The organism is Salipiger sp. CCB-MM3, assembly GCF_001687105.1.
GTDB lineage: Bacteria > Pseudomonadota > Alphaproteobacteria > Rhodobacterales > Rhodobacteraceae > Salipiger.
The window spans coordinates 945,593-959,609 of the sequence record NZ_CP014596.1; the positions used below are offsets into that span (position 1 = coordinate 945,593).

Annotated in this window: 12 protein-coding genes and 1 tRNA gene; 9 read left to right on the forward strand and 4 right to left on the reverse strand. The window is 63.5% G+C overall.

What is annotated here, in order from left to right:
* Positions 1 to 20: 20 nt before the first annotated feature.
* The 5 genes from AYJ57_RS18075 (at position 21) to AYJ57_RS18100 (ending at position 7,587) form a co-directional block, all read left to right on the forward strand.
* Positions 21 to 1,001, forward strand: coding sequence for an SH3 domain-containing protein (locus tag AYJ57_RS18075; protein WP_066109258.1), 981 nt, complete (start codon positions 21 to 23; stop codon positions 999 to 1,001).
* 51 nt (positions 1,002 to 1,052) lie between these two features.
* On the forward strand, positions 1,053 to 3,119 hold the full coding sequence (locus tag AYJ57_RS18080) for a M13 family metallopeptidase (protein ID WP_066109262.1): 2,067 nt from the start codon (positions 1,053 to 1,055) through the stop codon (positions 3,117 to 3,119).
* 148 nt (positions 3,120 to 3,267) lie between these two features.
* Positions 3,268 to 4,287 carry an IS110 family transposase gene (locus AYJ57_RS18085; protein WP_066107743.1) on the forward strand — a complete coding sequence of 340 codons (1,020 nt, stop codon included), beginning with the start codon at positions 3,268 to 3,270 and terminating at the stop codon, positions 4,285 to 4,287.
* Between the two features lie 854 nt (positions 4,288 to 5,141).
* On the forward strand, positions 5,142 to 6,386 hold the full coding sequence (locus tag AYJ57_RS18090) for a hypothetical protein (protein ID WP_066109265.1): 1,245 nt from the start codon (positions 5,142 to 5,144) through the stop codon (positions 6,384 to 6,386).
* A 74-nt stretch (positions 6,387 to 6,460) separates the two neighbouring features.
* Positions 6,461 to 7,587, forward strand: a protein-coding gene (locus tag AYJ57_RS18100; RefSeq protein ID WP_157374255.1) for an IS3 family transposase whose coding sequence is annotated in 2 segments (ribosomal slippage) — positions 6,461 to 6,725 and positions 6,725 to 7,587 — 1,128 coding nt in all. Because the reading frame shifts where the segments join, the coding sequence is not laid out codon by codon here.
* 205 nt (positions 7,588 to 7,792) lie between these two features.
* Here AYJ57_RS18100 and AYJ57_RS18105 read toward each other — a convergent pair.
* Together AYJ57_RS18105 and AYJ57_RS18110 are read right to left on the reverse strand one after the other, a co-directional pair.
* Positions 7,793 to 7,868 (reverse strand) — tRNA-Ala (locus AYJ57_RS18105).
* 165 nt (positions 7,869 to 8,033) lie between these two features.
* A complete protein-coding gene (locus tag AYJ57_RS18110) occupies positions 8,034 to 8,351 on the reverse strand; it encodes a TIGR02300 family protein (RefSeq protein ID WP_066109272.1) in 318 nt (105 codons plus the stop codon).
* Positions 8,352 to 8,457: 106 nt separating this feature from the next.
* On the opposite strand from AYJ57_RS18110, the gene AYJ57_RS18115 reads away from it, so the two are divergent.
* From AYJ57_RS18115 to AYJ57_RS18125, 3 genes are all read left to right on the forward strand, one after another.
* On the forward strand, positions 8,458 to 9,150 hold the full coding sequence (locus AYJ57_RS18115; RefSeq protein WP_066109275.1) for a M48 family metallopeptidase: 693 nt from the start codon (positions 8,458 to 8,460) through the stop codon (positions 9,148 to 9,150).
* A 34-nt stretch (positions 9,151 to 9,184) separates the two neighbouring features.
* Positions 9,185 to 9,838, forward strand: coding sequence for a GntR family transcriptional regulator (locus tag AYJ57_RS18120; RefSeq protein WP_066109277.1), 654 nt, complete (start codon positions 9,185 to 9,187; stop codon positions 9,836 to 9,838).
* Between the two features lie 106 nt (positions 9,839 to 9,944).
* Positions 9,945 to 10,847: a DUF1206 domain-containing protein gene (locus AYJ57_RS18125; RefSeq protein WP_066109279.1), complete on the forward strand. Its 903-nt coding sequence runs from the start codon at positions 9,945 to 9,947 to the stop codon at positions 10,845 to 10,847.
* An 891-nt stretch (positions 10,848 to 11,738) separates the two neighbouring features.
* On the opposite strand, the gene AYJ57_RS18130 is transcribed toward AYJ57_RS18125, so the two are convergent.
* Complete coding sequence (locus tag AYJ57_RS18130) at positions 11,739 to 12,701, reverse strand: acetyl-CoA carboxylase carboxyltransferase subunit alpha (RefSeq protein ID WP_066109282.1); 963 nt, start codon at positions 12,699 to 12,701, stop codon at positions 11,739 to 11,741.
* Positions 12,702 to 12,836: 135 nt separating this feature from the next.
* Positions 12,837 to 13,445: a LysE family translocator gene (locus AYJ57_RS18135; RefSeq protein ID WP_066109285.1), complete on the reverse strand. Its 609-nt coding sequence runs from the start codon at positions 13,443 to 13,445 to the stop codon at positions 12,837 to 12,839.
* Positions 13,446 to 13,517: 72 nt separating this feature from the next.
* On the opposite strand from AYJ57_RS18135, the gene AYJ57_RS18140 reads away from it, so the two are divergent.
* Positions 13,518 to 13,970 carry an Lrp/AsnC family transcriptional regulator gene (locus AYJ57_RS18140; protein WP_066110446.1) on the forward strand — a complete coding sequence of 151 codons (453 nt, stop codon included), beginning with the start codon at positions 13,518 to 13,520 and terminating at the stop codon, positions 13,968 to 13,970.
* Positions 13,971 to 14,017 lie beyond the last annotated feature (47 nt).

A 14,017-nucleotide genomic window follows, 5' to 3' on the forward strand; every position in this document is an offset into this window, starting at 1 on the left:
TGAGGAGCGACAGACAGATCATGCGTATCACCAACCTCCTGATCCTTCTTTGGATCGCCTTGGTTCCTGCCGCCGCGAGCGCGCAACCGATTGAGGAAAAGCGTGTCTCTTTCGCTGCCGGGACGTCTGGGGCGACGATCCGGGCAAGCCTCAAGGGCGACCAGATCACCGACTACCTGCTCGGCGCCAGCGCCGGGCAGACCATGACGATCGATTTCGCCTCCAGCAATCCCGCAGGCTATTTCAACCTGATGATCGGCAGCGATCCGGCGGCGATCCATATCGGCTCGACCGCCGGCGGCCATTTCAACGGGGTATTGCCCGGCTCGGGAGATTACCGCATCCGCGTGTACCTGATGCGCAGCGCCGCGCGCCGGGGCGAGACCACCGATTACACGCTCACCGTTTCGATCGGTGGAAAGGCAACGACACCTACCCCTGCGGCGCCCGACTACGCTGACGGGCTGTCGGGCGGACCGGATTGGTGGCAGGTCACTGGGGTTTCGGCCGGGGACACGCTGAATGTCCGGGCCGGGCCCGGCACCAAGAACCCGGTCGTCGGGCAACTCGCCAATGGCCACCGGGTGCGCAATATGGGCTGCCAGATGAACGGCCAGACCAAGTGGTGCCAGATTGAGTTTCCCGGTGATCAACCGCTCGTCGGCTGGACAGCAGGGCGCTATCTGCACGAGGCCGCAGCGCCCCCGACGCAGGCCCCCGCCAGCCATGAGGCGCGCGGCAGCGTGCCCTGCGCGCAGGCGGCCGGTCAGCCGATGGGTTCCTGCCCGTTCCGCGTTGCGCGCGGCAGCGGAGGCACGGCAAGCGTCTGGATCACCCTGCCAGGCGGGGGCGAGCGCTATCTTGATTTCCGCGACGGCCAGCTTGTCGGCAGCGATCCGGGCAAGAGCGTCAGTCACACCCGCAACGCCGATCTCAACATGATCCTCGTCGATGGCGCCGAGCGCTACGAAATTCCCGACGCGGTGCTCTACGGCGGCTGATCCAAGCCGCCAGTTCAACCACAAGAGCCAACCACCCCAAGGAGGCCCGCCATGTTCGCCAGCCTGATCCGCACCACCGCCCTCACGGGCCTGTTCGCCGGGGCGGCTGCCGCGCAGCAGGCGCTGCCCGAGCCTGGACCGGACGAGCTTGCCTTTTCGGTGGAAAACATGGATCCGAGCGCCGATCCGGCGGCTGATTTCTACCGCTATACGTCCGGCGGCTGGGTTGACCGGGTGCAGCGCCCGCCGCAGCTGCCCGCCTATGGAATCTTCTCGATCATGGTCGAACGGTTGACCAAGCAAGTGGCCACCGTGGCCGAGGCCGCCGGTGCCGAAGCGGGTGATGCGCCGAAAGGCTCGCCGACGCAGCTCGTGGGGGATTTCTACAACGCCTACATGGATGTCGACGCCATTGACGCCGCCGGGATCGAGCCGATCCGGGATATGCTGGACGAGGTGGCCGCAGTCGAAACGCTGGAAGACCTGACCCGCATCGCGGGCGCGCAGGCCGCCGCTGCCGGACCCGGCCTTCTGGCGATGTTCGGGCCCGGGCCGGACCCGACAGACACCAAACGCCATGCCATGTACGCGCTTGGCCAGACATTCGGCATGGATCGCCATTTCGTAGAGACCCTGCGCATGCCGCCGGGCAGCGCCCCGCTTGCGGCATACAGGACCTACATTCAAGGGTTGCTGACCGCTGCGGGATACGCCGAAGAGGACGCCGCGCGGATTGCCGAGGTCGCCATCGGGATCGAGACACGGCTCTACGCGGGATTTCTCACCCCCGCCGAGGGCAAGGACCCAACTAACAGGTACGGACGGCTGCCCTATGACGCGGTGCAGGCACAGGTCCCCGAATTCGACCTCGGACTCTACCTCGACACCGTCGGTTTCGAGCGACCCGAAAGCTTCTTTGTCTATGAGCCCCGCGCACTCCCCGCTCTGTCGGGCGTGCTGCGCGAGACGCCGCTCGACGATCTGAAGGACTACATCTCCTTCCGCCTCATCCACAATTACGCGCCCTTCCTGACAAGTGCGCTGCGCGCGCCCAAGCTCGATTTCGAAGAGGCGCTGCTCGGCGCCCGCAACGATCGCCCGCGCGCGGAACAGCTCTATGCGCTCCTCCTCGAAAAGCTCGGCCATCCGGCCAGCCAGCTCTACGTCGAGGCCTATTATCCCGAGGAGACCAAGGCCGAGGTGCTCGATCTCATCGAGCGCATCAAGGCGGTGTTCCGGGCAAGGATCGAGACCCGCGATTGGCTCTCCGAGCCGACCCGCGCCGAGGCGCTGAGCAAGATCGACAGCTTTTACTACAAGGTTGGCTACCCCGACACATGGGTCGATTTCAGCAGCGTCGAGATCGTCCCCGACGACCCCGTCGCCAATATCATCGCGCTCGGACGCTTCGACATGGCGCGCACGCTTGACCAGCTGACGCGCCCGCCGGAGCATGAGGAATTCAACGCCAGTTCGACCCTGCCGATGGCGATGAACGCGGCCTACACGCCCAACATCAACGGCTTCGAGGTGACCGCCGCGATCACCCAGCCACCGGTGTTCTCGGCGGATATGGATGCACCGCTGAAATTCTGCCGCATCGGCGCGGTGATCGGGCACGAGATGACCCACGGGTTCGATTTTTCGGGCCGCAAGTACGATGCCGAGGGCAATTACCGCGACTGGTGGACACCCGAAGATGCCGAGGCTTTCCTTGCCGAGGCGCAAAAGCTGATCGACCAGGCGGATGCCTACGAGGTGCTTCCGGGCCTGTTCATCAATGGCGCGCTCGGCGTTGGCGAGAACATGGCCGATGTCGGCGGCATCACCTTCGCCTACGAGGCTCTGATGACCTATCTCGAAGAGCATCCCGAGGAGAATGTCGAGGTGGATGGCCTCAGCCCCGCCGAACGCTGCTTCACCGCCTGGTCGCAGTTCTGGACGATGAAGGCGACGGACCAGTACCTACAGGCGCTTGTGGCGAACGATGGGCATGCGCCAGATTTCTACCGCTCGACAGCCGCGCTGCAGCACGTGGATGCCTTCTACGAGACGTTCGGTGTCGAGGAAGGCGATCCCATGTGGCTGCCGCCGGAGCGCCGCGCCCGCGCATGGTGAGTGGCCGGATGGCGGGTCAACTTTTCAGTTGCCGGACCACACCCGGCTGGACAGCGGACGTTCCAGATGGGGTGGATGGCTCCCGCTCCCGGCGTCGCAATGCGCCATACTGCAGGTGTCAGAATCTGCAACTGAGAGGAGCCACCCCATGCAAGTTACCACTGTCGGCCTCGACCTCGCCAAGAACATCTTTCATGTCCACGGAGTTTCCCAGACCGGAGAGGTCGCTTTCAATCGGCCTTTGCGTCGGGCGCAGGTGCTGGCGTTCTTCGAGCGACTGTCGCCCTGCCTCATCGGCATCGAAGCCTGCGCATCGAGCCACCACTGGGGCCGCGAGCTTACGAAGCTCGGTCATACTGTCCGGCTGATGCCGCCGATGTACGTCAAACCTTACGTGAAACGGGGTAAGTCCGACGCGGTCGATGCAGAAGCCATTTGCGAGGCCGTGACGCGACCGACGATGCGTTTTGTCGAGATCAAGTCCGAGGACCAGCAGGCGCTTCTCTCCTTGCACCGCGCACGGGACTTCGTGGTTCGACAGCGCACCCGGTTGATCAACATGCTCCGAAGCTTGGCCGCGGAATTCGGGGTTGCCATCGCCCGGGGCGTCACGCGGGCTATCGATTTTGCGAAAGGGATCATCGAGGGCAAGCAGTCCGGGTTCCCCGAGCTCGCCCAAGACGTTCTGCGGGTTCTCAGCCGTCAGCTGGTCGAACTGCACAACCGCCTTCGCTGGTACGAGATCACCATGCGTATCCAGGCTCGTCTCAGCCGCCAAGCGCAACTCCTGCAGACCATTCCCGGCGTCGGACCAGTGACCGCCTCGGCCGTGGCCGCCACGATCGGGTCGGGTCACCAGTTCAAGAGTGGTCGGGAATTTGCGGCGTGGCTTGGTCTGACACCGCGCAACCACTCCAGCGGTGGCAAAGAGCGGCTGGGAAAGATCACGAAGATGGGCGATCGGTACCTGCGCCAGCTTATCGTCGTCGGGATGACATCGCGTGTGCGGCAGGTCACCAATCATCCCGAGCGTGCCGATCCCTGGCTGACGAAGCTGTTGCAGAGAAAACCGGCCCGGCTCGCGACTGTCGCCATGGCGAACAAGACGGCGCGGATCATGTGGGCGGTGCTGACCAGAAACGAACCCTACCGCCCTCACACAGCCTGAGACATACCGAAACAGCGAGATAGCAAGACCGACGATGTGATGGTGTACCCTTCAGCCGCAACGATCAGGACGCTCCGCCGAATGTCCAGGGCGCAATTGCCCGCTTTCCAGATAGGAACCTGACCTGCGGATCCCATCAGGGCCAGCGGTGTGAAACGCGCAAACAGGCCGGACACAAGACCGCTTCTGAAAAGGTACACGAGATCATTTACGACTTGCTATGCGGGAGCCATCCACACAAGACTTTCGCTGAGGGAGCAGCATGTGGGTCTTGAACCGAGCGCTTGATGGGACGGCGCCGGACCAGCCCCTGAAATCTTGCGGCAGACTTGAAAGAGCATGGCGGCGCCAACCAAATGGATAGGTGCGTACCTGTTTAGATGGCCCCTTTAAACTAGACAGGCCCATTTCGAGGCAGCGGCCTGAGGCCTTGTCGGTGAGTGGACCCCTTAGTCCGAATCTGCCAGTTGGCTATCTGGCTATTAGGTCCGATACTAAGGGCTTTGGGTTCGTTTCCCAGGATTTCTGATCAGCATCTGCCTCGGCGTGGGCTGCGCCTCATGCCGGGACATTTGTCTTTCTCGATCTGATTGCAGGATTTCCGGATGTACTCTGTAAAACAGCAAGTCAAGCAGCGTATCCTTGCCTCGCCCCACCGGATGCGGAACTCTTCGAGCCAGTCGTTTGCCCTGCCAAGAACGCGTCGCGCAATTTCCTTTTCCTGTAATCCCTCCCTTGCAACTTTAAGGCAGTAAGTGGGCGAAAATTAAAAGCTTTCCGAATCCCAATCGCACTCGATAACCTGACCGCACTTTGTAGATGAATCTTTTTCCGGAGAATTGGGTGGCTGTGCGATGAATAGTCTTTGGACGGTGGTCCTCTCTCTGGCGATGAACCTTCTTGCGCTCGCAGTGCCGCTCGCTCTGCTTCAGGTCTACGACCGAATTCTCCCAAATCAATCCATAGGCACGGCCGTCGCAGTGTTTTCAGTGGCGGCAATCTGCGTGATTGCGGCGGCATTTCTGCGCTACGTGCGCTCGGCAATTCTCGGGCGGCTCGGGGCCGAGGCGGAATACCGGCTCTGGATGCGGGTCGTGCGTGGCGCCTTCGCACTGCCATCCGGAGGCGACCTGACTGCCGCACAGCGGGAGAGCCTCTTCGCGGCACCGCAGAAAGCTCAGGATGCGCTCGTCGGACAGGCCTTGTTGCCCGTCTACGACGCGCCGTTCGGGGTGCTGTTCCTGGCCCTCGTCTGGTTTCTTGGCGGGCCGATCGTGATGGCGCCTTTGCTGGTCGTGGCTGCCGCGCTTCTGGCGATAGCGGTGACTACGCGAGGTCATTCCGAAGCCCTGAAAGTCGAGTTCGAGAAAGAAGGCCAGGTGGATGCGCAATTTGCTCAGCTCGCAGGAGATGGCGGCGGCGCTCTGCGCCGGGGCCGCGAGGCTGCGCGGTTCGAAGAACTCTTCGAGGCGCGCCGGGACATGGCCGAAGCGCAGCGGCGGATCGACCGGGTTGATGGGCTGCTGACGGACATCACGCAAAGCGCCAGCCTGGTGGTCATGCTATTGCTGCTTGGAATTGGCGCGGGGCTGGTTCTTGGCGGCGACCTCACCTCGGGTGGGCTGGCGGCCTGCACCCTGCTGGGTTCACGCGGCACGCTGCAGGTTATCGGCTTTGCCGCGGCGCTGGTGCGGCGCAAACGCGCGCAAGTGGCGCTTCGGCAGCTCTCGGCTCTGCCGGGCGAGGAGGTCGCCGTTTCGCCCGAGGTGGCACAGAGCACGCTGCCGCTGGAACTGGCGCTCGAGGTGGCCGGCAGGGAAAGCCGCATCGCCGGTGGCGAGGTTGTAGTGATCGATGCCGGCGGCCCGCTCGCGAGCGGGCGGACGCTGAAGCATGTCGCGGACTGCATCTGGGACGGCCGTCCGCCCGTGACGCTTGTTCTCGATGGTCGGCCCGTGCGGCTGGCGCAGGTTGACGAGCGCGTGCGCTTCCTGACCGCGCAGCCCGAACTGATCGACGGAACGCTGATCGACAATATCTCACGCTTCGATCCGGCCCTGATAGACGATGCGATGGCGTTGTCGCGCGACCTTGGTTGAGCCAGCCCCTTTGAAGTGGTCCACCCACGAAGCCTGAAATCCGATAGGATTTCGGCGAACAGGAGGACTACGGAATGGCTGGAAAGCGTGAGAAGCCGGAAGACATTGTCACCAAGCTGCGTCAGGTCGAGGTGTTGCATGGCCAGGGCCTGTCGATGGCCGATGCGGTGCGGCAGATCGGGATATCGCAGCATACCTTTTACCGGTGGCGGAAGCAGTATGGTGGGATGAACCGGGCACAGTTGTCGCGGCTGAAGGAACTCGAGAAGGAGAACCTGAGGCTGCGGCGGGCGGTATCTGACCTGACGCTCGAGAAGCTGATCCTGACCGAGGCTGCCCAGGGAAACTTCTAAGCCCTTCGCGCCGCCGCGAATGCGTGGAGCATGTGCGCCAGACACTCGGCATCTCCGAACGCCGGGCCTGCCGGGTGCTCGGCCAACACCGCTCCACGCAGCGCAAGCCACCACAGGGCCGGGAAGACGAGGCGCGGCTGACCGCCGACGTCATCGATCTGGCCCGGGAGTATGGCCGCTACGGCTACCGCCGGGTCGCCGTGCTGCTGCGGCGTGCCGGCTGGCAGGTGAACCACAAGCGGGTGGCGCGCATTTGGCGGCGCGAAGGGCTCAAGGTCCCACACAAGCAGAAGAAGCGCGGCAGGCTCTGGCTGAACGATGGCTCTTGCGTGCGGCTGAAGCCCGAGCACCCCAACCACGTCTGGTCCTACGACTTCGTGCAGGACCGGACCAGTGACGGCCGGACCTACCGGACGCTCAACATCCTCGATGAATATACGCGGGAGGCGTTAATGATCCGTGTCGACAGGCGACTGAACTCCACCGATGTCCTGGACGCCCTGACCGATCTCTTCATCCAGCGCGGCCCGCCGCGGTTCATCCGGTCCGACAACGGCCCGGAGTTCATCGCGCAGAAGGTGCGCGACTGGATCGAGCTGGTGGGGGCGAAGACCGCGTACATCGAGCCGGGGTCACCCTGGGAGAACGGTTATTGCGAGAGCTTCAACAGCAGGTTCAGGGACGAACTCCTCAATGGCGAGGTCTTCTACTCGTTGAGGGAGGCGCAAATCCTCATCGAACAATGGCGAAAGCACTACAACACCGCTCGGCCGCATAGCGCTCTTGGATATCGGACACCGGCACCGGAGACCTTCATCCCCATAGATCGAAGGCCGACCATGCATTAGCATTTAACCCGGACCACTCGATGGGGTCAGCTCACATGGGCCATCCTCGGGTTTGACAGGGGAAGGGCTGCGACGGGATCAACACGCCATATGCGCGGATCAAAGCAGCATGAATTTTCGCAGGGAAAACAGCACCGGTCTGCGCGGCAGAGGCAAATTCTCCGACGCGATATGCAGAGCTATCTAGCGCTTTTCAAAGGAGGATTGGTGGAGCCTAGGGGGATCGAACCCCTGACCTCTTGCATGCCATGCAAGCGCTCTCCCAGCTGAGCTAAGGCCCCAATCGCGGTGCTCTTCGCCTTGTCCGTCAGGCCCTTTCGGGCGTTTCGGCTTCGGTCCGGAGCGGTGTCCGCCGCGTCGTCTCCGACGCTGTGCGGCGTGATCTATGGGATGCTGCGGGCGGGTTCAAGCGAAAAAATCACCGCCCGCAGAAAAAAGTTCGAAGCTTACTCTTCGTCCTCTCCGGCGACGTCGGTGATCTCGTCCAGCGAGACATTGTCGTCGTCGTCATCATCGAGAACATCATCGTCATCGAGTTCGACCTCGACGTCATCTTCGAGCAGATCTGTCTCTTCGGACTCCTCGGTCTGCGCGCGACGCGGTGCGCCATCTGCCTGGTCGGCCGACAGCATGGTGCGCTTGCCGGTGTCGAGTTGCAGCACCTCACCCGTGTAGGGCGAGACGATCGGATCCTTGTTCAGGTCGTAGAAACGCTTCCCGGTGGTCGGGCAGACGCGCTTCGTGCCCCATTCTTCTTTGGGCATGGGTGGTCCCCTTCAGCTGGCTTGTACGGTCGACAATCTGCAGCGTCTGCCATAACAGAAGAGCAGTGTCAAAACTTTTGGCCCGTGCAGTCCAGAGGCAATAAAAATGGGGCAGTTCACCCTTCCCGGCAATCCGCCGATCGCCGTCACCCTGCGCCGTTCGGCGCAGGCCCGGCGGCTGTCGCTGCGGCTGTCGCAGCTTGATGGGCGGGTCACGCTGACCCTGCCGCGGCGTCTGCCCGAAGCCGAGGCCATCGGCTTTCTGCGCGAGAAAGAAGGCTGGCTGCGCGGCCATCTCGAGCAGCGCGGCGCGGATGTCTGGATCGCCGATGGCGCGCGGCTTCCGATCGGCGGAGAAATGCGGCGCATCGTGCCGGGGGAGGGGCGCAGCCTGCGCCTCGGCGACGGGGTGATCGAGGTGCCCGGCCCGGAAGAGCGCTTTGCCGCGCGGCTCTTGGGCTGGCTGAAGGCCGAGGCGCGCAACCGGCTGGCCGAGGCGTCGGATCGCCACTCTGCCGCGCTGGGGCTGCCTTACAGCCGGCTGACGCTGCGCGACACGCGCTCGCGCTGGGGGTCGTGTACCGCCGACGGCGGGCTGATGTACTCGTGGCGGCTGGTGATGGCGCCGCCCGAAGTGCTCGATTACGTCGCCGCGCATGAGGTGGCGCATCTGGCGCAGATGAACCACTCGCCGGCCTTCTGGGCGGTGGTCGAGCAGCTTTACGGCGACTGGCGCCCGGCGCGGCGCTGGCTGCAGGTCGAGGGCGCCTCGCTGCACCGCTATCGTTTCGGCGATTGACGCCGCCCGCGCCGCATCGGAGATTGCCCGGATCATGATCCAGCCTCAGCCCCGCCCGTCCGAAGTCGTCCTGTCCGCGCATGAACGCGTCTATCGCGGCCTGCGCCAGCGCATCATGCTGGGCCAGATCCCGCCCGGCGAGTCGCTCACCCTGCGCGGCATCGGGCGCGAGTTCGATGTCTCGATGACCCCCGCGCGCGAGGCGATCAACCGGCTGGTGGCCGAGGGCGCGCTGTCGATGTCCTCCTCGGGGCGGGTGTCGACGCCGGAACTGTCGAACGAGCGGATAGAGGAGCTGGCCGCGCTGCGGGCGCTGATCGAGGTCGAACTGGCCTCGCGCGCGCTGCCGCGGGCGCATATGGCGCTGATCGACCGGCTGCAGGCAATCAACGGCACCATCGCCGAGATGATTCAGGCGCGCGACGCGGTGGGCTACATCCGCACCAATCTCGAGTTCCACCGCACACTTTATCTGCGGGCGCAGGCCCCCGCGATGCTGGCGATGACCGAGACCGTCTGGCTGCAACTGGGGCCGACCATGCGCAAGCTTTACGGGCGTCTGCGCCGCACCGAGGCGCCGCATTACCACCGGCTGATCATCGCTGCGCTGAAGGCGGGCGATGAGCCCGGGCTGCGGCTCGCGGTGCGCTCGGATGTGACGCAGGGGCTGCGGATGCTGGCCACCTGAGCACACCGGGCCGGGAACGCGCAGGAAACCGGCAGGGAACCCGCAGGGCACCCCCGGCATTGAATGGGCAAGTCCTAAAGCGCTTTTGCCAGACCGGAGCCCTGCCATGTCCCTCGCTGAATCCCTTTCCATCAAGCCGGACTCGCGCCGCGCCAAGCGGCTCGAGGATGTGAACCCCGAAGATTTCGCTTGGGCGATCCCGATCATGCGGGCCGGCTATTCGGGCCGGGGGCTGGTCTACCTCGTGGTCGCGGGCGTCTCGCTCTGGTCGATCCTGCACGGCGGGCAGGCCGAGGGCACCTCCGAGGCGATGCAGAGCCTGCAGGGCGGCTGGGGCACGGCGGTGATCGTGCTTATCGCGCTGGGGATGCTCGCCTATGCGGTCTGGCGCCTCGTTGACTGTATCTGGGATCTCGAAGCCTATGGCCGCGGCGGCAAGGGGTTGATCGCGCGGGCAGGGATGCTGGTGACCGGCGGCGCGCACCTCGGCATTGGTGTTCTGGCGGCGACACTGCTCATCGGTCGCAGCGGCGGCAGCAGCGGCAAGCAAATGCTCGATAGCGTGCTGCAGAACCCCGCCGGACAGATCGCCGTTGGCATCGCGGGTGTGCTCACCGTTGCGGCGGGCGGCTTTTATCTGATGAAAGCGGTCAAAGAGAAATACCGCAACCACCTCAAGGCCAACCATTTTACCACCCATTGGAACGCCGCGCTGAAAGCAGGCCTCGCCGCGCAAGGCGTGGTGATCGGCATCATCGGCATGCTGATCTGCTACGCAGCGCTGCAGGCCAACGCTTCCGAGGCGGGCGGGCTTGGCTCGGCCTTCGACTGGCTGCAGGGGCAGGTTTATGGCCGCGTGCTGGTGGGTCTGCTATGCCTTGGCCTGCTGGGCTTCGCGCTCTTTTGCTTCGTGAACGCGGCGTACCGGATCATTCCCAAGGCTGCAGATCCCGGGATCGAGTCCCTTGGCGCAAGCCTGCGCGCCAAGGCCGAAAATGCGACATCCTAAGGGCAGGGCGCTGGCCGGCGGTGCCTCTGTTGCTAATGCTCTGCATTAGGAATTCGGAAAGCCTAGGTAAATGAACATGATAGGCGCGCTCGCTTCGAAATGAGGTGAGCGCGTTTTTCCTTAGTGAGGTGCAGAATTTGACGTTTATGACTGCCGCAAATTCTTAATAAGGGCATTACTATGGAGGCGTGTCTACGGCGTGGAAAGATAAGGCGATAATGCGTCGCAGATTGATAAAGATGACGCTGCGAAGGCTTCGATATTTCGCTGTCCGGTGAAAGGTAAGCATATTTCAAACAGTTGAGTTTCCTCTATCCCTTGAGACGTGAAGTCCTATTTTCGCCTTGTGGGGTGGAATACATGCACCCTCGATCTTTGCGCGCAGAGAAAGCGAGCTTTGCTAGGTCACTGAAACTGCGTCGATACCAGCAAAAGCGCGGTACGGTACTCTTCAGGCCGTCGAGGCCGGTCCCGAATGGCCTCCGATCGTCATCACGGCAGGATGGGCGCTCCGCCAAGGTCGAAGCGGATCCGCAGCGGGATTTTTTTGACCCGGCGGGGGACTGCGCGGCCTATTCCGCGGGAAATTCCTTGATATTGTCTTAATTAGAGGTTTCTCTTACGTGGGTAGGCTTCCGTTCAATCCTGCCGCTTCAGGGTAAATGCTGCCGGCGTCAAAATGTGCCCCAAATTAGGCGCTCCTCTGCGCCAAAAATATCTCTCGCAGTGCGAAGAAAATCGCCCCGCATAAAGGCGAATAAATTTTTGATCCCAATCTATTGCAGTGAATTTCTCATCTTCTGGCATAACATGAAGAAAGCCCCGGAATGCGGCATTAACCGCGCTCCGGGGCTTTGGATATCAGCGCTCGGCTCGGGCCGGGCGAAAGGCTCAGGCGGCGAGGCCCTTGGCGCCCATCGAGAGGAACTTCTCGCGGCGCGCCTTGATCAGCTCGGCCGGTTTCATCCCGTCCATTTCCTCGAGCATCGCCGCGATGTTCTTGCCCACCGCCTTGATCGCGGTTTCCGCTGCGCGATGCGCGCCGCCCAGCGGCTCGGGGATCACCTTGTCGGCCACGCCCAGCTTGAGCAGGTCCTGCGCGGTCAGGCGCAGTGCCTCGGCGGCCTCGCGCATCTTCTCGGCGTCCTTCCACAGGATCGAGGCACAGCCTTCGGGCGAGATCACGGAATAGACCGAATGCTCCAGCATCGCGACGCGGTTGGCGGTGGCGAAGGCCACGGCCCCGCCGGATCCGCCCTCGCCGATGATCACCGTCACCAGCGGCACGCCGATCTGCAGGCATTTCTCGGTGGAGCGGGCGATCGCCTCGGACTGGCCGCGCTCTTCCGCGCCCTTGCCGGGGTAGGCGCCGGGGGTGTCCACCAGCGTAATCACCGGCAGCCCGAACTTATCGGCCATTTCCATCAGGCGGATCGCCTTGCGGTAGCCTTCGGGGCGGGCCATGCCGAAGTTGCGCTCGATGCGCGACTGGGTGTCATTGCCCTTTTCGTGGCCGATCACCATCACCGGACGATCGTTGAACCGCGCCAGGCCGCCCATCACCGCGTGGTCGTCGGCAAAGCCGCGATCCCCGGCCAGCGGGGTGAACTCGGTGAACAGGGCTTCGATGTAATCCTTGCAGTGGGGACGGTCCGGATGCCGCGCCACCTGACATTTCCGCCAGGGCGTCAGCTTCTTGTACAGATCCTTGAGCAGGTCGTCGGCCTTGCGATCAAGGGCCGCGGCCTCGTCCTCCACATGCATCTCTTCGTTCTTCCGCGCCATGGCGCGCAGTTCTTCCGCCTTGCCTTCGATCTCGGCGAGGGGTTTTTCAAAGTCGAGATAATGCGTCATGCTCGGGCACTCTTGTTGGTCGCGGCCTATATGGCCTCGAAGCGGCCCGGATGCAACAAAGCAAGCTGAACGGGACGGTTCGGCGGGGTTTGCAAAGGTGGTGCGGGCTCCTATCAGGCTCCTATCAGGCCCCTTTCAGGCCAGCAGCACCGGCAGCATCGAGGCGATCAGCAGCGCCGCCATGCTCCAGTTGAAGAGCCGCAGCCGCGCCGGATTCGTCAGCACCCGCCGCAGCCCGCCGCCCATCACCGTCCAAGTGGTGGTCGAGATCGCGCCCATGGCCACATAGGTGCCCGCGACCAGCAGCACGGCGGCAAGATCGCCCGCGGCGGCGTAGAGCGTGATCGCCCCCAACGCCATCGACCACGCCTTGGGGTTCACCCATTGAAAGGCGGCGGCCTGAAGAAAGCTCAGCGGTCGCGCGCCGTTCGGGCCCGCGGCCTCACCGGCCCCTCCCGGCGCCGAGGCATGGGCGATCTTCCACGCCAGCCAGCCCATATAGAGCACCGACAGCACCGTCAGCGCGTCGCGCACCAGCGGATAGGCCTCGAAAAGCCGCATCACGCCCAGCCCGACCAGCAGCACCATCACCGGAAAGCCCAAGGCCACGCCCAGCATATGCGGCAGGCTCCGCGCGAGGCCGAAGTTGGCCCCCGAGGTCAGCAGCATAAGGTTGTTCGGCCCCGGCGAGATCACCGTGACGAGGGCGAAGGTCGCAAGCGCGAGCATGAGGTCCTGTGTCATGACGCAAGAGTTGCGCGGCCTGCGCGGAGAAAGGTTGCAATCTGCAGCGGATTGACTGCTCTAATGAAACTTATGAGCGATTTAGATGAGACTGACCGCAGGATATTGCGCGTATTGAAGTCCGATGGTCGGATCAGCAACCTCGCGCTGGCCGAAACCGTGGGCCTGTCGCCCTCGGCCTGCCTGCGCCGTGTCGCCATGCTTGAGAAATCCGGCGTGATCCGCGGCTACCGCGCGGTGCTCAGCCCCGAGAAGACCGGCATCGGCTTCGTCGCCTATGTCACCGTCGGCCTCAGCCGCCACACCAAAGAGGCGCAGCAGGCGTTCGAGCGCGTCATCACCCGCTCCCCCGGCGTCAAGGAGTGCCACAATATTACCGGGAACCTCGAATATCTTCTCAGGATCGAGGTGGCCGATCTTGCTGCCTACAAGGAGTTCCACACGGAGGTTCTTGGCATGTTACCGCAGGTAAGCGCCATAACCTCTTATGTGGTCATGGGTTCGCCCAAGGACGAAAGAGCCTGAGCGGGTCCGATTCGGGCAGGTGGCGATCTCTGCGGGGGTGGCGGCGA